Source organism: Bradyrhizobium sp. 25ACV (assembly GCF_054863005.1).
This window is the reverse complement of record NZ_JAVAYO010000005.1, coordinates 1-18,268: the sequence shown is the minus strand read 5'-3', so window position 1 is coordinate 18,268 and position 18,268 is coordinate 1. Positions and strand designations below refer to the sequence as shown.

The window sequence follows — 18,268 nt, the reverse complement described above, 5'->3', positions numbered from 1 at the left end:
GTCCCTGCGAAAGCAGGGACCCATACCCACAGGGAGATGTTTTGCGAAGACTCGGAGTGGGCGCTTTGCCTCACACTCCTCCCTGTGGTTATGGGCCCCCGCTTTCGCGGGGGCGACACTGGTGATTGAGGACGCAGTGCGGCCCCTACCTCATCCGCCGCGCACTGCTCCAGCTCTTCAGCGACGCCCACACGCCGCGCGAGAGGCGGAAGCAGTCGACCGGCGTCGACGATCCCAGCGCGAGGAAGCGATGCAGCTGCACGCCGCTCCACTGGAAGCCGCACTTCTCCAGCACCTTGCGCGAGGCCGGGTTGGTGACGCGCGCGCCGGCATAGAGGTGCTCGTCCTCGAACTCCTCGAAGAAGAAGTCGATCGCGCCGCGCGCGGCCTCGGTGGCAAAGCCCTGGCCCCAGTGCTCGACGCCGAGCCAATAGCCGAGCTCGGCATTGCCAGGCGTGGAGCAGTCGATGCCGACCATGCCGACCGGCCCGGTATCGTGCTCGATCAGGAACACGGTCTCGCTGCCGAGCGCGGCGGTGGCGCGGACGAAGGCGACGGCGTCGTCCTGCGAATAGGGGTGCGGGAGGCGGCGGGTGTTTTCGGCGACGCGGCGGTCGTTGGCGAGCCGGGCGATGGTCCTGACGTCGGCGAGGGTCGGCCGCCGCAAGGTCAGCCGTTCGGTGGCGACGACGCCAGGTCTCGCCTCAGCCAAGGTCGCGCTCGAGAAATCCTGCAACATGTCCGGCTCCGTGAAAGTCACTAAGTCAAAGCGAGCAAGTCAAAAGAAAAGGGGAGGCCGGTTTCCCGCCTCCCCCTTGGAGCCTTCGATCTCTTGCGATCTCTGGACTCCGCCGGTTTGGTAGGACCGGCGGACTCCAATTTGATCCACCGTCTATTCAGCCGCCTCTGCGAGCGGGAGCACCGATACGAAGGTGCGGCCGTTGGCTTTGGCCTGGAACGTGACGCGACCCTCGATCTTGGCGAACAGAGTGTGGTCCGTGCCCATGCCGACATTAAGGCCCGGGTGCCAAGTGGTGCCGCGCTGACGCGCAATGATGTTGCCGGGAATCACAACTTCCCCGCCGAACGCCTTGATGCCGAGGCGCTTACCCTTGGAATCGCGACCGTTGCGCGATGAACCGCCTGCTTTTTTGTGAGCCATGGCTCGTCTCCGAAATCCTGCGTATTTCTAGATCAATTCCTTGACGGAATCATTTCAAAATTTTTCACGCATCAATTCGTGAATTGGCGTGATCGATTTTGCGTTACTCGGCGGCTTCCGCTGCCGGCTCCTTCGCCACCTTCTCCCGCTTCGGACGCGGGCCCTTGGTGGGCTTGGCGCCGTCAGCCAGGATCTCGGAGATGCGGAGCACCGTGATCTCGTCGCGATAGCCGCGCTTGCGGCGCGAATTCTTGCGGCGGCGCTTCTTGAACGCGATGACCTTGGGGCCGCGCTTGTGGTCGAGCACCTCGACCGCAACGGACGCACCTGCGACCGTCGGAATACCCAGCACCGGCGTGTCGCCGCCGAGCACCAGAACTTCATTCAGCTGAATGATCGAGCCGACTTCGCCTTCGATCTTGCCTACTTCGAGAACATCATCCGGCACGACGCGGTATTGCTTGCCGCCGGTTTTGATGACTGCGAACATCGTTTTTTTCTCCGTGTTCAATCCCGGCCTCGCGACTGTAATCGTCGGGGTCGGCTTTTTGTCAGTCGCTATGGGTTTATCGAGTTTTGTGCGGGCGGGAGTTATCCCTTTGAAAACCCACGCAAAAACAAGCGGCGCGAGAAACGCCCCGCGCCGGTTGTGGGACTTATAGCCGCCGGCAGGGAAGAGTCAAGGAAAACCGCGGAAAACGCCCGGATTTGAAGGATTTGGACCCCTTCCGGCGCCTCGTCGAATCTGCGGGATAGCATTGCAACCAACGGGTTCCCTTGCCGTTGTCTCGCAAATCGACATGCGGGCAAGGGCTTACCATGGCAACGGACGAACTGGTCAAGGCGACGGGCATCGCCCATCACGGCGCGGAGCGGCTGCCGTCGGTGGAGATCGACAGTTTCAACATCGAGATGAAGGACGAGGACGGCTTTCTCGGCGATCGCGCCAGCAAGGGCGCGTTCCGCGACATCCTCGACCGCTGGCGCAAGCCGCTGCGCAAGACCGGGGAGGACCCGTTCGGCAAGGAGCCCTCGGAGGAGATCAGCAAGAAGACGCTGGATGCCATCCTGGTCGGCGACGACACCGAGGCCTCCGCGGTGGTGCACAGCGCGATCGAGGATTTCGCCCAGGAGCTCGCCTATGTCACAAGGCGTTTCCTCAAGACCAAGGCCTGGGCCAAGACCGAGCGCATCGTGGTCGGCGGCGGCTTCCGCGATTCCCGGCTGGGCGAGCTCGCGATCGCGCGCACTGAAATCATCCTCAAATCCGAGGACTTCAAGATCGACATGATGCCGATCCGCCATCACCCGGATGAAGCCGGCCTGATCGGCGCGCTGCATCTGGCGCCATCCTGGATCTTCGAGGCCTATGACAGCATTTTGGCGGTCGACATCGGCGGCACCAACATCCGCTGCGGCCTGGTCGAGACCAACTGGAAGAAGGCCAAGGATCTGTCGAAGGCCAAGGTCGTGAAATCCGAGCTGTGGCGCCATGCCGACGACGAGCCGACGCGCGAAGGCGCGGTCAAGCGGCTCACCAAGATGCTGAAGGGGCTGATCACGGAAGCCGAGAACGAAGGCTTCAAGCTCGCGCCGTTCATCGGCATCGCCTGTCCCGGCGTGATCAATGCCGACGGCTCAATCGAGAAGGGTGCGCAGAACCTGCCGGGCAATTGGGAGAGCAGCAAGTTCAACCTGCCGGCGAGCCTGATCGAGGGCATCCCCGAGATCGGCGAGCACGACACCGCGATCCTGATGCACAATGACGGCGTGGTTCAGGGCCTCTCCGAGGTGCCGTTCATGCAGGACGTCGAGCGCTGGGGCGTGCTCACCATCGGCACGGGCCTTGGCAATGCGCGCTTCACCAACCGCCGCAAGGACCGGGACAGTGCGGAGAACGGCAAGAAAAAGGCCAAGGAAAACAACAAGGACAGCGCCAAAAGCAACTAGCTGCGCGTTTTCAAGCGAAGTGGACACCGGTTCGCGTCGAGAAAACGCGCAAAACAGGGAATCTGGAGCCCCGTTCCGATGTCATCGGAATGGAAGCGGGCTCCAGAGTAACCTTGACTGGTTAGGTTAAGGACCGGATTGCGTTGCGGCGCCGAGGCCGCACGCTAGGGTCGAATTGTCGCCTCACCTGGCCGGCGAAGCCGCCCTTCCCAGCCAGTATTGCAATGAGCGGCAAGGGACCGCCAGTGTTTACCGCGTCTGGCGGTCCCACCCCGTTTTTCGATCGGTGATTCGGACCGCTCCAGCCCCCTTCAGTCCTTGCGCACGCCAGCTTCGGGGGAGCGGCATCTCTCGCAAATCCTTCAAACCGCCCCTGAAATCCGCCGCGAGCGGCATCTTCGCCGTCACAGGGTCTCGCCAGTTCTGAAAACCGGTCTGATTTTCGCCCCGCGCGCCTTGTCTGGCCCGCCATCCTCGCCTATTAACGCCCCCAACCACAGGGGCCGCTGCTCCTACCATGGCGCCTTCAGGAGAGGTGGCAGAGTGGTTGAATGCACCGCACTCGAAATGCGGCATAGGTGCAAGCCTATCGGGGGTTCGAATCCCTCCCTCTCCGCCATAACGCTGCCAGCGGCCGGACGAATTTGCAGGCCATTTCCTTGCTTTATCCGATCGGATAGTTCTCCGCGGAGAAGTCGGTGCAAAGGTGGGGCTTCAATACCCTATCAAGCTAGTAGTTTCGGACGACCGCAGCTGCGGTCGTCGTGGTTCAAAAGCAGATCAGCTAACTACGAAACGGGATCAATTTGCCTTGCCACTTCCCGCCATCTTCGAAGAAGAAACCGATGAAGTCCTTGCGCGCAAACTGCCGGTGTCTACTGGTGCCGTGATTCGTTCCTAAGCCCCCATCTTTTTCCACCCACACTCGCCAGACAACCTTGAGACCGTGGTTCTTGGCAAACTCGTCAATGAGGTCCTGCCGGATAGACTGGCACTATGCGACGGCGAACGTCGGGGCAAACAAAAATCCACACCAACGTTGACTGCGCAACTCGCTCGCCTTCGAGAGGGTTGGCCAGAGCCTGGCCAATCGTCGAGCAGGATCGCTTCGAGATAAGGCGAGCGTGCGCATGATGGTGACGCGCTGGTGCATGGCGCCAGAGAGCGCCGCGGGCTTAGCGTGCCCAAAGCGAAGGGGCCTTAAGTCCGGATCAGCTCCAGCGCGATCTCGCGCGCACGCGCCTTGGGAGTCTTTCGGATCTCCAGCCCGAGCATGAGTAGTGTCGAGCACGTTACGTTACGGCCGCTCCTTCGCGTGCGCGCCACCCCCGGCGATCCCCCCGCTACTGCGCACCGATCCCCGCGCTCTCAATCACCCGCTTGTAGCGTGCGGTCTCATCGACGATGAACGGCACCATCTCGGCCTGCCCTTTGTCCGCGATCGAGACCTGGCCGTTGGTGGTGAGGTCGGCGGCGATGCCGGGGTCGGCGAGCACGGAGGCCAGCGCCTCGGAGAGCTTGCTTACGATTTTCGGGTCGGTCCCGGCCGGGACCGAGACCCAGGTCGCGCCGGCATTGACGGCGTCGGGGTAGCCGGCCTCGAGCACCGTCGGCGCATCGGGCAGCGCGGCCATCCGCGCCGCGCCGGTGGTGCCGAGCACCTTGACCTTGCCGGTGTCGATCAGCGGCCTCAGCACGGTGAGATAGTCGAAGGAGACGTCGAGGACGCCCGACATCATGTCGGTCATCTGGTTCGCGCCCGACTTGTAGGGCACATGGGTCAGCTTGATGCCGGCGGCCGCCTGGAACATCTCGCCGGCGAGATGCTGGGCGGTGCCGGGGCCGGGGGAGCCGAAATTGACTTTGCCCGGATTGGCCTTCGCGTAGGCGACGAATTCGGCCAGCGTGTTGTAGGGCGCCGCCGCGGTCGCGACGAGGATCTGGTTCGACGAGCTCACGCCGCGAATGTGGACGTAGCTCAGAAGCGGGTCGTAGTTGAGCTTCGTCAGTCCGAGGTTCGGCTGGATCGTCATCGGCCCGCCGGAGGCGTAGAGCACGGTGTAGCCGTCGGGCTGGGCCCGCGCCACGAACTCCGTCCCGATGGTGCCGCCGGCGCCGGGCCGGTTCTCCACCACCACGGGCTGCCCAAGCCGCGTCCGCAGCAGCTCTGCGATCTTGCGCGAGACGAGGTCGGTGACGCCGCCAGCCCCGAACGGCACCACCCAGGTGATCGCGCGGCTTGGCCACGAGTCGGCCGCCGTCTGCGCCCCGGCGGCGCTCGCCTGCAGCGCCAGTGTCGTCGCGACGACGAGACACAGGAGCGATCTTGCGAGCGCTCTCGTCATCGTCCCTTCGGGGCGCCTGCTCAGGCTGCCCGCGCCAGATCCCGCGGCGGTGTCTTGCGAACCGCCGGCATGATCCGCTCCCTCCAGGAGTCGCGCAGGTGCAAACGCCATGGATGCAGTCCTCCCACGTTACAGTGTGGCCGTTGATGGCCATCTTGACCGAAGCCTACAGTCTCGAGTCTCGTCCAACCATTGGCGCAGTCTGAGCATCACTTTTGCAGAATATGAAAAGATCGATGGATCGCCGTCGGGCCATAAGCTGCGATCCCTTGGCTCGCTTGCTCTTGAAAAATTGCCGGACGCGTCACCTATTTCGGCTCGCGCAAGTCATTGATGTTGCTGCTGCCGGCTACTGTGCATGGGGTTGTTCTCGACTTTTTTGTTGTCGGGGGGCGAAGACCCCGCGCAGAACGGTGCCAGTTTGAACCCACCATCCCCACGATCCGACCTAGCAATGCCCCGCTCTCCGGCGGGCCCAAGGTAACCTCACCACAATGTTCGAAAAGTCCTACCGCGACCGCCTCGACGCTGATCTTGCGCAATGGGAAGCCGATGGCGTGATTGCGCCGGCGGCGGCGGCCTCGATCCGCAATGCGCTGCCGCAGCTAGCCCCGGGCATCAACATCGCCGTGGTCGTCGGCATCGTCGGCGGTCTGCTGATCGCGGCCGCGTTCCTCGCCTTCGTGGCGGCGCACTGGACCGAGATCGCGCGGCTGTTGCGGTTCGCGATCCTGCTCGCCGGCATGGTCGCTACCTCTGGCCTCGGGGCCTGGTTCGCTGCGACGGGCCGCAACGTTCTCGCCGATCTCTGCGCCAGCGTCGGCGCGATCATCTTCGGTGCAGGCATCGCGCTGGTCGGCCAGATGTATCATCTCGGCGACGACTTTGCCGGCGGCATGCTGCTGTGGTCGATCGGCGCCTTCGCCGCGGCGCTGCTGACCGGCTCGCGCGGTGCGCTCGCGGTCGGTCTCGTCGCCGCCGGCATCTGGACCTGCATGCGGACTTACGCCCGACGTCCTGCATCTTCCGTTCGTGGCGGTCTGGCTGATTGCAGCAGGTCTTGCCTTCGCCTGGAATTCGCGCGCCGCCGCTCATCTCGTCGCGCTCGCGGTGTTGCCGTGGTGGATCGCGACGTCGCTCCGCTTCGAGTTCGACGGCGCCCAGCCGTCCTTCGTGCTGGCCAACGGTGCCGCCCTGCTGTTCGGCGCCGGGCTTGCGCTCGCAGCTATGCCCTCGCCGAGGGCGCTCCGTCTCGGGACCGTGCTGTCGATCTACGGGGCGTTTTCGCTGGCCGGCGTCGCCGTCCTGGAGGTGGCGACGGTCGACGACATCATCCGCTTCCGGACCAGCACTGTATCCGCCCAGCCGGTTTGGGCGATCCTGTGCGGGGCCGCGGGGGTGATCCTCGCCTTCGTCTCCGCCATGCTCACGAAGCGCGCGGGTGAAATCCTCGCATCATGCGCGATCGGGCTCGTGCTGCTCGCCGCGCCGATTTGGCCGGTCTCCACGGCCGGCGAGCCCTGGTTCGCTTACGCCGCGCTGCTTTGCGCCATGCTGTGCCTCGTCGTCTCCGGTGTGCTCGATGACGTGCGACCGCGGATCGCCGCCGGCTGGCTCGGAATTGCCGGCGTCATCGCCGGCATCACCTGGGCGGTGCACGGCTCGTTGCTGCGCCGCTCGGCCTTCCTTGCGGGGGCCGGAATCATCGCCGTGGTCTTTGCCACCGCGCTCAATCGCATGCTGCCGAGGGCTGAGCGATGATCGGTACCATCACTGGACTCTGGCAGCGCATCCCGAAAGCCGTGCTGTTCGGCGTCGCTGTGCTGCTGCAATGCTTGCTGCTGGTCCTGATGGTCGCCGACCGCATGCAGATCCTGCGCGAAGGCGTTGAGGTGACCTTGCAGACGCAGCCGGTCGATCCCCGCGATCTCCTGCGCGGCGACTATGCTCCGCTACGACATTTCGCAACTGCCGGCCGGCGCGCTCGCCGGCAAGCCGGCCGACGCGCGCCATCCTGTCGTGTTCGTCAAGCTCGCGCCCAATGCCAACGGTCTTTACGCGGCGGTCTCGGTGCACGCCGAGCCGGTGCCGGTCAAGGCGCCCGAAGTGCTGATCCGCGGCCGCGTCGCCAATTACGGTGGCGCCTGCGGCTCGGGCCGGCACACCTTCTGCGACAATTTGCCGATCAAATACGGTCTCGAGAGCTACTTCGTCCCCGAAGGCGAGGGCAAGAAGCTCGAGCAGGCCCGCAACCAGCAAAAAATCCGGGTCGTCGCCGCCGTGCTCCCCTCAGGCCGCGCCGCCATCAAGCGGCTGCTGCTCGACGGCGAGCCGGTGTATGAGGAGCCGCTGTATTAGTGCGGTGGCTCCGGCGCCGCCTTCAACGCCCGCCGCAGTACGTCCCAGACCTTCGGATCGCTCATCTGCGCCACGTTGAAGCGCATGAAGTGCGAGGCTGTCTGCGATACGCTGAACACGTTGCCTGGCGCCAGCACGACATCCTCCTCCAGCGCCGCGCGCGCGACCTGCGCGGCGTCCTGTCCGCCGGTGAGCTGGCACCAGAGGAAGAATCCGCCGCGCGGCATCAGGCAGGGCTCCAGCCCCAGCGCCTGAAGTTTTCGCGCCACGTCGCGGCGCGTGCGCGTGAGCTTTTGCCGGAGCTCGTCCATGTGCTTGCGATAGCTACCGCCGGCCAACACCTTTGTGATGATCTCGGTCGCGGCCGGGCTCGGGCCGCCAAAGCTGGTTGCGACCTGGAGGTCGACGAGATGCTCGATCCAGTCGGCCCGCGCGGCGATATAGCCGCAACGCACTGAGGCCGACAGCGTCTTGGAGAAGCTGCCGATGCGGATCACGCGGGTGAGCCCGTCGAGTGCGGCAAGGCGCGGCGAGCGCTCCGGCTCGAAATCGCCGAAAATGTCGTCCTCGATGATGGTGAGGTCGTGCGCGGCGGCCGCGGTCAGCAGCCGGTGCGCGGTCGCTAGCGACATCGTCGCGCCGGTCGGATTGTGCAGCGCTGAATTGGTGATGTAGAGCCTGGGACGCTCGCTGCCGAGGATCTGCTCGAAGCGGGTGACATCAGGGCCCGACGGTGTGTAGGGCACGCCGACGATCCTGGCCTGATGCGCCCGCAGCAGCGCGCGGAAATTGAAGTAGCAGGGATCGTCGACCAGCACGGTGTCGCCGGGACGCAGCAGGAAGCGGCAGACGAGGTCGGCGCCTTGCGTGCCCGAGCCCGTCAGCATGAGCTGATCGACCGACGCGGGAATCGAGTCCTCGGCAAGGCGCGCGAGCAGCAGCCGGCGCAGCGAAAGGCCGCCGCGCGTGCTGCCATAGTCCGTCAAGAGATCCGCATCGGTCCGCGCAAGGGCACGGACGGCGCGGCGCAAGGCCGCTTCCGGCATCCACTCCGCCGGCAGCCAGCCGCAGCCGGGCTTCGGCACCGCGGCGACGGCATCGAGCGATTGCCTGGAGACCCAGAACGGATCGACCTCCCGGTCGCGCCGCGGCTCGGCCTCAGTCAGCGCAAGCGGCGGCATGATCGTCGGCGAGACATAGAAGCCGGAGCCGCGACGGGCGCGGATCAGGCCTTCGGCCGCCAGGCGATCATAGGCTTCGACGACGGTCGACGGCGACACGCCCATCGTGGCGGCCAGGCTGCGGACCGATGGCAGGCGGTCGCCGGCACTGAGCGCGCGGCCGGCGATCTTGGCGCGGATCGCGCTCATCACGTCAATGGTACGCGTGCCGCCGCGTCCCTTCGATGGCGCTCCGATGTCCAAGGTGTATCACCTTCCATACCCATACAGATTTGCCGGATTGTACTGGACTGTGACTGGCCGTGCCACCGCCGACAGCCGAGTATCGCGATACTCGAAAGGCGGAACGGACATGCAATCTGCGGGGAGCGGCTGGGGCAACGGCCTGCTCGGCGTCATCATCTTCAGCGGCTCGCTGCCGGCGACGCGCGTCGCGGTCGGCGGCTTCTCCGCGTTGTTCCTGACATCGGCCCGTGCGGTCATCGCGGCGCTGATCGGTGTGGCCGTGCTCGCCGTGCTGCGGCAGGCCCGGCCGCAGCGGGGGGACTTCGCCTCCCTCACCATCGTCGCCATCGGCGTCGTGGTCGGCTTCCCGCTGCTGACGGCGCTCGCGCTCCAGCACATCACCTCGGCCCGTTCGATCGTCTTCATCGGCTTGTTGCCGCTCTCCACCGCGGTCTTCGCCGTGCTGCGCGGCGGCGAGCGGCCGCAGCCCTTGTTCTGGCTGTTCGCGATCCTCGGCAGCGTCACGGTAGCCGGCTTTGCCTTGTCGAACGGCGGCTCGGCCTCGCTCACCGGCGATCTCCTGATGGTGGCCGCGATCGTGCTGTGCGGCCTCGGCTATGCCGAAGGCGCCGCATTGTCGCGTCGGCTCGGCGGCTGGCAGGTGATCTCCTGGGCGCTCCTGCTGGCGCTGCCGCTGATGGTGCCGGTCGCGATACTGACCTGGCCGGCGAGCTGGAACGGCGTCAGCGTGCCCGCCTGGATCGGGCTCGCTTACGTCTCGATTTTCAGCATGTTCGTCGGCTTCATCTTCTGGTACCGCGGCCTTGCGATCGGCGGCATCGCGCGTGTCGGCCAGTTGCAGCAGCTCCAGCCGTTCTTCGGTCTCGCGCTCGCCGGCCTGCTGCTGCACGAGCCCGTCGCCTGGAGCATGATCGTCGCGACCGCGCTCGTTGTCGCCTGCGTCTTCTTCGCGCGGCGGTTTGCGTGAGGCTTGTGCCTCACGCCTGCCCCATCACCGTCTTCGTCAGCGCACCCTTTGCAAACTTCTTCAGCGGCATCGGCTTGCCGAACAGGAAGCCCTGCACGAGATCGAAGCCGAGCTCGTTGGCGGCGACGAGGTCGGCGCGGCTTTCGACCCCCTGGGCCACGCTGCGCGCGCCAAAGCCCTGCGCGAGCTCGACGATGTGACGGCACACCGTGCGCTTCAACCGGTCACTGCCGCTGCCGGTGACGAATTGCCGGTCGGCCTTCAGCTTGACGAAGGGAACTTTGTCCCGCTCCATCAGCGCCGGCCAGTTGGCGCCGAGATTGTCGATCGACAGGCCGATATTGTGTAGCCCGACCTCGCGCGCGACCTCGGTCAGGTGATCGAGATCGCGGATCGCCTCCTCGCTGTCGATCTCGACCGTCAGCCCGCCGAAGGCCGGATGCGTCGGCACGCGACGGCAGAGATCGCGCACCGCCTGCGGCTCCTTCAGATAAGACGCGGGCAGGTTGATCGAGAGATCGACCGGGGTCTGCTGCTCCAGCAGATAATGCCAGTCCCGTATCGCGCGCTCGATCACGAATTCGGAGAGGTCACGCAGATGCGGATCGCGCTCTTCGGGAATGAAGTAAGCCGGCGGCACCACGCCCCAGGTCGGATGCCGCATCCGCACCAGCGCCTCGGCACCGCAGCGGATCAACGTGCGCGCGTCGATCTTGGGCTGGTACCAGAGCTCGAGCCAGCCGGCATGCAGGGCTTCGCCGACATGCACGGCGGGACTGGGCGCGGGCTCTTCCGGCAGCAGCATGGCGATGCGCTCGCGCAGCGTTTCCGCCGCAAAGGGCGTGGTCAGCGGCGGCAGCATGGCAAGGCCATATTCCTCGCCGACCTGCCGCACGGCCTTGACGATGATCGACTCGCGGGCGCCGACGGCGAGAACCTTGCCGGCAAATGCCTCGCGCACCAGTATTTCGAGGAATCTCCCCGGCTCGATGCCGTCGGCGGCGACGCCGAGCAGGATCAGGTCCGGCAATTCGGTGGCGAGCACGGTTTGCAGCTCGTCCGAACTGGCGCATTCGCTGGTGACGAAGCCGAGATCCTCCAGCACCTCGCTGAGGAAGGCGCGCAGATGCCGCTTGCTATCGGCCACGCAGGCGCGCGGCGTTACCTTTCGTCGTCCGAAGGTCACAGGCCTTCGTCCGACGAGTTCAACCATCCCATCGTTCATCAACACCACTCCCGTTCCGTGACGGTTTCTTAAACGCCGAGCGTGGGTTCAAATAAGGAGAGCTTCACATCGTTGTTGAATTATTTGAGTAACGTTAAACCCTGCAATTCGAGCTAATTTGTCGACAGAATCTTCGCAAAGAATTCGCATACCCGAGCACCACGCGCGCAACCCCTGCCAGCGCAAGCGAAATGTCTCTCGCGCGATGAAAGCTGCGTTCTGCTCGCCGGTGGATGAAGGTGAGCGATGAAGATGTGTGTCCTTTCGAAGCAACGACGCGACCAGCGCAGATTAATTTCCGGCGTTGCTTCGGGGTGAGCGCCCGCTCGTACGCGACGAAGACGGTGAACAGGACCGCATCGTCCGCGGTGGGCGGGCTGCGTTGCGGCGGTCGCTCTCCCGATGGTTTTGCGGTGGATCGGGAGCGAGCGACGGCGACGTTCGAAGGATTCGCCTTCGCGCGATGCGCGCAAGTATCGCCTTCGCTCGTGACGGTTCTGCGACACCGCGTCCGGGCCCGCGCCTGCAAATGTGAAGTGCATCACACGCGCATTGCTGCACCTGCGCTATTGCTCGGCACAGCCGGTGGTGGGCTGTCGAGGATTACGACAATGACGATGCGGCGAATGATATATTGGTGGTTCAGGGTCGTGATGTCAGGGCGATTTCTCGATCGCTTCCTGTGCCTGCCGCGTGCGCATTAGAGCATGAACCGGAAAAGTGTGCAGCGCCTCGCGCGATATCAGGCCTGCCCGATCAATTTGCGAAACGCCGCCGCGCCGTCCTGCACCACGTCGCGGCCCTTCCAGGCCAGATAGGTCAGCTTGCCGCCGAGCGTGTCGTGGCTGCGCAGCCGGCGCGAGCCGAGGATGTGGCCGACATTGGACGGGAAGCGGCTCACCTCGGCGGACACCAGCGCCGCGATCGCATCCATCAATTGCTGGAGCCGGATTCCCCATTCGCAACCCTCGATGCCGTCGATGCGCACCTTGAGTGCATATTCGGTGTCGTAGATCTCGGCGAGCAGGTCGCGGGCGACCAGCACCCGGTTGTGCCGGAGCGCGATACGAAGCGCGAGGCGCTTGTCGTCGAGCCGGTCGAGTACCATGGGAATGACGCAGGCATAGGGCGTCGCGGCGACATCGGTGACGCTCTTGCTCGCAGCGGCCTTGGTGGCGAGACGCGCCAATTGCCAAGGCATCGTCAGGCGCCTCGCCACCAGCGCCAGCGCGAAGGGCAGCGCATCGGGATGAGCCTTCTTGAAGGCGTCGAGCTGCGCGGTGATCTGGGCAACCCGGCCGTCGTCGAATTTCGCGATCTTCTCAGGCAGCTTTTCGTTGAACTTCGGCAGCGCATCACCCGCACGCAGCACGTGCTGCATCTTCCTGACGTCGTCGAAGGCGGTGCGTGAGGCCGTGTATTGCGCGAGCTTGCCGCGCGCGAATTCAGTGCTCTCCACTGATGCGAAGGTGCTCTCGAGCACCTTGACGACCTTGGTCTGGAAGGTCGAGGCGACCTTCAGGACTTCCTTCGGGTTGTTGGCGGCGACCTGGTCGTTGATCGCCTTGATGTAGTCGCGTGCCATGGTCGGCAGCAGGTCGCGGCAGATCCACTCCCAGATCGGGGTGAGGGTGTTGCGCGAGATCCGCCCCATATTGGGGTGCTCGGGCGCGCCGTCGATCAGGAGCAGTTCGAGCGGCGCGAAGAAATAGCGCGACGGGCTGGTGGCGCGCGCCTGGGTCGATCCGTCCTTGCGAAACTCGGCGCGCAAGCGCGACTGGATGTCGGACGAGCCGGGCATGTCGATGCCGCACAGCTCGAGCCGTTCGAGTTCGCTGAGCAGACAGCTGCGCGACAGCGGCGTCAGCCTCTGCAGGAATTCCGACAGCCGATCGATCTCGTTCATGGCACGCAATCTTTCGCAGCGTTTCCCGCGGGGTGCGGGCCCAATGCGTGGAGGCATTTGCGCGCTCTCAACTTCCCCTCAGAGAAGCAAGTCGCCGTTAATTAATCCGTAAAAACCGGGGGGAGGCGTCGGAGCGAAGGCAGCGGTTAAGGACGATTTCGCCTGTCTGCCCAAGTTTTGGCGAAAAACTCAACCCTGGCGTGGGCCGGCGGCGCCAAACGCAAGCACAAATTGTGCCGACGACACCACTTTAACGCAAAACCGACAAAATCACCGTAGTCTTACGGAGCAAAAAGTTAACCACAGACCGCCCCCGGTTCCGCTAAACGAGTGACATGGGGTCACAGAATGATACGGCCACCGATTCGCGGCCGTCGGAATGGTACGAAAGCAGCGCTGCTCCAACTGAAGAGCTCGATTTCGTCCGCCTGAGCGCCGCCCGGGCCAAGGCCGCCGACGAAATGGCCGCTGCCATCGCCCGAGAGCTCAACGGCCCCCTGACTGCCCTGCTGCTCTACATGGGCGAGATCAAGCATCACAGCGATCAACTCGCGCCTGTGACCGGCGACCGCGCCTATTTGCAGCGGGTGGTCGAGAACGCGCTGGCACAAACAGAGCGCGTATGCGGCCTGGTCAAGCAGCTTGCCGGTCCTCACAAAGGTGGCTTGTCGATCCCCTCCAGCGCCGAGGACGCGGAATCGAAGGCCGTCCGCGCCCAGCAGGCCCAGCGCGTGCCGAGCGCCGAACTCCTCAGCCTGTCGGGTCAGAAGCGGCTGACCAAGCGCGAGCGCGAGGTGCTGAGCCTGATCAGCGAAGGATACTCGAACAAGCAGGGTGCGCTTCGGATGCAGATCAGTCCGCGCACGTTCGAGAGCCATCGCGCCGAGGCGATGCGCAAGCTCGGTGCGCGCAACACCGCGGATCTCGTCCGCGCGGCGCTGCTGCACTCGATCGACTGAGGCTGGTGTGTTGCAGCGCCGGCGGCGATGCGGACAAGGCCCGGAGAGATCCCCCGGGACGTCTTAAAAACCCGACGGCGCTCAGAAATAGTCTTCGGCAAAGGGACGCGCGCGAGAGATCGGACGCAGCGGCTTGATCTCTTCCTTCGGCCCGTTCGGGATGATCGTGATGGTCCAGCGGGGCGGCATGCTCGATTCATGCTCCAGCACCGAACGCACGAAGCCAGTCACCGTGGACTCGCCAGCCCTCACCGTCGCCATGCGGCCGTTGAACTGTGCAATACGGAAGCGGCGAACCTCTTTCTGGTCCGCAGTCTCGTAGGTGAACATGGAAACCCTCCTGGTTTCCGGCGACTATCGCCACCTATGATTAGCCATCTCTAAAAATCCCAAGCCGTAGAAGTACGGCGGGAATGCACGCGCGAGTGGTTACCCCTGCGGCTCCTGCACGCGCGCGGCGGCATAGGCGGCGTCCATCAGGTCCAGGAGATCGCGGAATTCGGCATCGCCGAGCCTCTCTGCGGACTTCTCCAGCCGCAGCGCCAGCGCCGCGAGCCTGACATAGCCGAACGTCCCGGCCGCGCTCTTCAGCGAATGCGCTTCGCGCGAGATCCTGACGTGATGCTGCGCAAGGGAGAGCGTGCGAAACAATTGCAGGCGCGCGCAGGTCTCGCTCCAGAATACATCGCGCACTTCGCAGGCACCGTCCTCGCCGATCTCGCGCACCAGCGCTTCGTAAGCACGCGGCTCGCGCGCGGGCTCGGCATCGAGCGCCTTCTGCGCGGGCGCGACGGTGACTTCAAACATGGGCCTGCTGCCTTGATCACGGGTCATTTGTCGCGCAGCGGCGCGAGGACTGCCCCATGTCTACGGCATTCGAATTTCAGTTCCGGTAGCAGGACACAAGGAGTTTGCAGGCCGACATTAGCCGGCAGTTTACCATGCGCGTGCGGCGGTCAGCGCGCGCCGAGCAGCCGGTCGTACTGGGCCTTCACGGTGGCGTAGCATTCGCACGCCGTCTGGCGAAGGCCGTCGAGGTTGGTGATCTGGATGTGCCCGCGGCTGTAATGGATGAAATTGGCCTGTTGCAGGGTGTTGGCGACCAGCGACACGCTGTTGCGCCGCGCCCCGATCATCTGCGCCATGGCCTCCTGGGTCAGCAGCAGCCGGTAGTCGCCCGAGAGGTCATGCGTGTGCAACAGGCAGCGCGACAGTCGCGACTCCACGGGATGGGCGGCATTGCAGCCTGCCGTCTGCTGGACCTGGGCGTAGACGGCGAGCCCGTGGCGCGTCAGTAACGTGCGCAGGGTGCTGCTCTGGTCGGCGGCGATCCGCAGCCGGTCGAGATCCATCACCGAGGCGACGCCCGGAACCAGCACGATGGCGGTGTTCAGCGCGGACGCGTCGCCCATGGTCGAGAGCGTCCCGAGCAGGCTGTCGCGGCCGATCATGGCGACTTGCACATGCTCGCCCTTGGCGAGCTTCACCACCAGCGAGATGACGCCGCGGTGGGGAAAATACGCGCGCGTCAGCGTCTCGCCGGTCTCGACCAGCACCGCCTCATGGGGCAGGTCGACTGTTCGCAGGTGCGGGCGGATCGATTCATAGTCGTCTGCCGACAGTGCGGACAGGAAGCCGTTGGTTGAGCGCACCATCGTTTCCAAAAGCTGCCTCCCGTTCCCGCGCCATCGAATCGCGATGGACGAAATCACGCCCAGCACGCGTAAGTTCCATCATGTTCACGTCGGGATATATTGGCAATTGGGACAAGTTGTCCGACCACGGCAGCGGTCCTGCCAAGCTGCGTGCACGCCGGCATACAGTCGATTGCGCCGAGCTGTCGTCACGGCACGGTTCCGACCAGACGGAGGTGGTGGGCTTTCACGGCCGAATAGCAGTCGCAGGACGTCGTCTCCAGCGCCCGTAGATCGAGGATTTCAATCTGGCCACGGCTGTAGTGAATGATGCCGGCCCGCTGCAGCGCATGCGCGACCAACGAGACGGCATTGCGCCGTACGCCCAACATCTGCGCCAGCGCCTCCTGGGTCAGCGGCAGGATTTCACTGTCCGAGAGATCGCGGGCGCGCAGCAGCCAGCGCGCGAGCCGCGCCTCGACCGGGTGCAGCGTATTGCAGAGCAGCGACTGCTGCGCATGCGCGAGCAAGGCCTGCTCATGGCGGACCATCAGCTGGCGAAACGGCGCGCTTGCGGCAGCGACCGTACGGAAAGCTGCGATTTCCAGCACGGAAGCAGTCCCTGGGAACAATACGACCGCGTCCGTCGCCGCGATGCCGCCGGCAAGCGCAGCGCCGCCACCGACGACACTGTCGCGGCCCAGCATCGCCACCTCGATCATCTGTCCTTCGGACAGGCCCACCGGGATCGAAACGGATCCGCCATGCGGGAAGTAGACATATCTCAGCGCAGCACCCGCCTCGCACAAGACAGATTTCCTGACCATTTCGACTGTCGCGAGATGCGGGCGCAGCAGATCGAGATCTGCCGCGTCGAGCATTTGCAGCAATTGGTTGGACGGGCGGTCGCTCGCAATCATCGAAGGTCAATCCGGCGTGTTCGATGTACGATCGGTGTAAAGCCCGCTCGTCATCCAGTTGCGCGGTGACAAAAACATATTGTAAAGGTTGTGGCGCTGTCCATATACCCGTTAGAGGGCAGACAGGCTGCGGCATTTGCGGCGGAAATAAGAATGGCGCGCTGATTCGCTCCTGAGCCTGAGCGCCGGTCCTGCAGGGGTTGCGCAGGAAAAGCTGCAAGGGGGCTTTCATGAGCCGGAAGCATTGCATCCGTGCTGCGATCAGACGCCGGTTGACCCGTGCAGTGTCGTCCGTTGGACCGGCATTTACAGCCATCCAATATTGCCATGAAACTTGGCGTCGCGTGGCCGCAGATTTCGCGTCCATCTTCCTCGCGCCGCCAATGACATTCGCGACCATCCATTTTTCGGCTGAAAGCAAAGGAGAACGGCGTGCCCCACGGTTCAATTATTGAATCGCCAAAACGGGAAACTCAAATGGGGACAGAAGGTCTGCGCCATATTCTCGTTGTCGACGACGACCCGATGGTCTGCATGGCCATCGAGGTCTATCTCCAGCGCAACAATTTTCAGGTCACGATCGCCGAAGGAGGTGAAGCCGGACTGCGCGCGCTCGAACACCAGCAATTCGATCTGATGATCATCGATATCTTCATGCCGCACATGCGCGGATTCGAATCGATCCGGCTCTTCCACGAGCGGGCGCCGGTCATTCCGCTGATCGCGATGTCCGGCTACGCCTTTGCAGATCTGAATTCGCCTGCACCCGATTTCCTCCGGATGGCGCTCGAGCTCGGTGCGGCACGCTGTCTGCGCAAGCCGTTCACGCCGCACGCGCTGCTCGCCGCCATCAACGATTGCCTGGCGGAGCATCGTCCCGACGGCGACATCGCCTCGGCCGCGCGATTGGGTTAGCGCGACGCGGGCGGCTATGGCCACGGGTAACGGTTCGTTTACCGCGTGTGCGGACCACGCAGATCGCGCCGCCAACGCGAACCGAGGGGCGCGACTGCGCCTCCGGTTGCCGGCGGGGCGGTTCGATGTCCCGCAGGCCGTCGCTATCGTCCTTCAAGAGCAGGATTTTCCGGCGCGCTTCGCCCGCTGTTATCGGCCCGTTTACCTCACGCGTCCCCGCAGTTGCGGCGCGGAGCCGGTTTTGCCGAAAAGCGCAGCCGCATGCGGGCGAACCGCAAACTTCTCTTCAATATCCGTATTAGGACGGAGGATGAAATTAACGGGACTGTGAAAAGGGATGTCTAACGATCGAGAGTAGGGCTTCCGTCCGTGCCAAAGGTGGCGCAGGCGCCGAAGTCCAGAGTCAGGTCAGTAAGGCGTAGCTCATGGATGATCTGTTGCGGGAGTTTTTGACGGAGACCAGCGAGAGCCTGGACACCGTCGACAACCAGTTGGTGAAG

General features: G+C 64.4%; 16 protein-coding genes, 1 tRNA gene and 2 pseudogenes. 8 read left to right on the top strand and 11 right to left on the bottom strand.

What is annotated here, in order from left to right; translation table 11 throughout:
* Positions 1–145: 145 nt before the first annotated feature.
* The 3 genes from RAD04_RS12855 to rplU form a co-directional block, all read right to left on the bottom strand.
* Complete coding sequence (locus RAD04_RS12855; RefSeq protein ID WP_026202082.1) at positions 146–739, bottom strand: GNAT family N-acetyltransferase; 594 nt, start codon at positions 737–739, stop codon at positions 146–148.
* A gap of 153 nt (positions 740–892) precedes the next feature.
* Positions 893–1,162 (bottom strand): 50S ribosomal protein L27, encoded by a 270-nt coding sequence (gene rpmA / locus RAD04_RS12850; RefSeq protein ID WP_008137923.1) that lies wholly within the window; start codon positions 1,160–1,162, stop codon positions 893–895.
* A 103-nt stretch (positions 1,163–1,265) separates the two neighbouring features.
* Positions 1,266–1,652 (bottom strand): 50S ribosomal protein L21, encoded by a 387-nt coding sequence (gene rplU, locus RAD04_RS12845; protein WP_461624092.1) that lies wholly within the window; start codon positions 1,650–1,652, stop codon positions 1,266–1,268.
* 329 nt (positions 1,653–1,981) lie between these two features.
* On the opposite strand from rplU, the gene RAD04_RS12840 reads away from it, so the two are divergent.
* Together RAD04_RS12840 and RAD04_RS12835 are read left to right on the top strand one after the other, a co-directional pair.
* Positions 1,982–3,112, top strand: a complete 1,131-nt coding sequence (locus RAD04_RS12840) for an ROK family protein (RefSeq protein ID WP_461624091.1) — start codon at positions 1,982–1,984, stop codon at positions 3,110–3,112.
* Positions 3,113–3,641: 529 nt separating this feature from the next.
* Positions 3,642–3,731, top strand: a tRNA-Ser gene (locus RAD04_RS12835).
* 724 nt (positions 3,732–4,455) lie between these two features.
* Here RAD04_RS12835 and RAD04_RS12830 read toward each other — a convergent pair.
* Positions 4,456–5,457 (bottom strand): Bug family tripartite tricarboxylate transporter substrate binding protein, encoded by a 1,002-nt coding sequence (locus RAD04_RS12830; protein ID WP_461624090.1) that lies wholly within the window; start codon positions 5,455–5,457, stop codon positions 4,456–4,458.
* Between the two features lie 494 nt (positions 5,458–5,951).
* Here RAD04_RS12830 and RAD04_RS12825 point away from each other — a divergent pair.
* The 3 genes and pseudogenes from RAD04_RS12825 to RAD04_RS12815 all read left to right on the top strand — a co-directional run.
* Positions 5,952–6,353 (top strand): annotated as a pseudogene (locus RAD04_RS12825) (DUF2157 domain-containing protein); the annotation flags it as partial.
* 136 nt (positions 6,354–6,489) lie between these two features.
* Complete coding sequence (locus tag RAD04_RS12820; RefSeq protein WP_461624407.1) at positions 6,490–7,218, top strand: hypothetical protein; 729 nt, start codon at positions 6,490–6,492, stop codon at positions 7,216–7,218.
* An 89-nt stretch (positions 7,219–7,307) separates the two neighbouring features.
* A pseudogene (locus RAD04_RS12815) lies at positions 7,308–7,815 on the top strand (GDYXXLXY domain-containing protein).
* On the opposite strand, the gene RAD04_RS12810 reads toward RAD04_RS12815, so the two are convergent.
* The gene (locus tag RAD04_RS12810) at positions 7,812–9,185 is read right to left on the bottom strand and encodes an aminotransferase-like domain-containing protein (RefSeq protein WP_461624392.1); all 1,374 of its coding nucleotides are present in this window, start codon (positions 9,183–9,185) and stop codon (positions 7,812–7,814) included. The pseudogene RAD04_RS12815 and the gene RAD04_RS12810 overlap by 4 nt on opposite strands.
* Positions 9,186–9,348: 163 nt before the next feature.
* Between RAD04_RS12810 and RAD04_RS12805 the strand changes: the two genes are divergently transcribed.
* Positions 9,349–10,209 (top strand): DMT family transporter, encoded by an 861-nt coding sequence (locus tag RAD04_RS12805; protein ID WP_461624089.1) that lies wholly within the window; start codon positions 9,349–9,351, stop codon positions 10,207–10,209.
* A gap of 10 nt (positions 10,210–10,219) precedes the next feature.
* Here the strand turns inward: RAD04_RS12805 and RAD04_RS12800 are convergent, their stop codons facing one another.
* Both RAD04_RS12800 and RAD04_RS12795 read right to left on the bottom strand, forming a co-directional pair.
* Positions 10,220–11,434, bottom strand: a complete 1,215-nt coding sequence (locus RAD04_RS12800) for an EAL domain-containing response regulator (RefSeq protein ID WP_091964894.1) — start codon at positions 11,432–11,434, stop codon at positions 10,220–10,222.
* 742 nt (positions 11,435–12,176) lie between these two features.
* On the bottom strand, positions 12,177–13,340 hold the full coding sequence (locus RAD04_RS12795; RefSeq protein WP_461624088.1) for a hypothetical protein: 1,164 nt from the start codon (positions 13,338–13,340) through the stop codon (positions 12,177–12,179).
* A 335-nt stretch (positions 13,341–13,675) separates the two neighbouring features.
* On the opposite strand from RAD04_RS12795, the gene RAD04_RS12790 reads away from it, so the two are divergent.
* Positions 13,676–14,299 (top strand): helix-turn-helix domain-containing protein, encoded by a 624-nt coding sequence (locus RAD04_RS12790; RefSeq protein WP_091964890.1) that lies wholly within the window; start codon positions 13,676–13,678, stop codon positions 14,297–14,299.
* 81 nt (positions 14,300–14,380) lie between these two features.
* Here the strand turns inward: RAD04_RS12790 and RAD04_RS12785 are convergent, their stop codons facing one another.
* The 4 genes from RAD04_RS12785 to RAD04_RS12770 form a co-directional block, all read right to left on the bottom strand.
* Positions 14,381–14,629: a hypothetical protein gene (locus RAD04_RS12785; protein ID WP_461624087.1), complete on the bottom strand. Its 249-nt coding sequence runs from the start codon at positions 14,627–14,629 to the stop codon at positions 14,381–14,383.
* Between the two features lie 99 nt (positions 14,630–14,728).
* Positions 14,729–15,106 carry an Hpt domain-containing protein gene (locus RAD04_RS12780; RefSeq protein WP_461624086.1) on the bottom strand — a complete coding sequence of 126 codons (378 nt, stop codon included), beginning with the start codon at positions 15,104–15,106 and terminating at the stop codon, positions 14,729–14,731.
* A gap of 149 nt (positions 15,107–15,255) precedes the next feature.
* Positions 15,256–15,954 (bottom strand): Crp/Fnr family transcriptional regulator, encoded by a 699-nt coding sequence (locus tag RAD04_RS12775; protein ID WP_201760042.1) that lies wholly within the window; start codon positions 15,952–15,954, stop codon positions 15,256–15,258.
* 188 nt (positions 15,955–16,142) lie between these two features.
* A complete protein-coding gene (locus tag RAD04_RS12770; protein WP_461624085.1) occupies positions 16,143–16,853 on the bottom strand; it encodes a Crp/Fnr family transcriptional regulator in 711 nt (236 codons plus the stop codon).
* 477 nt (positions 16,854–17,330) lie between these two features.
* Here RAD04_RS12770 and RAD04_RS12765 point away from each other — a divergent pair, with 477 nt between their 5' ends.
* Positions 17,331–17,768 (top strand): response regulator, encoded by a 438-nt coding sequence (locus tag RAD04_RS12765; RefSeq protein ID WP_461624084.1) that lies wholly within the window; start codon positions 17,331–17,333, stop codon positions 17,766–17,768.
* Positions 17,769–18,268: the final 500 nt, after the last annotated feature.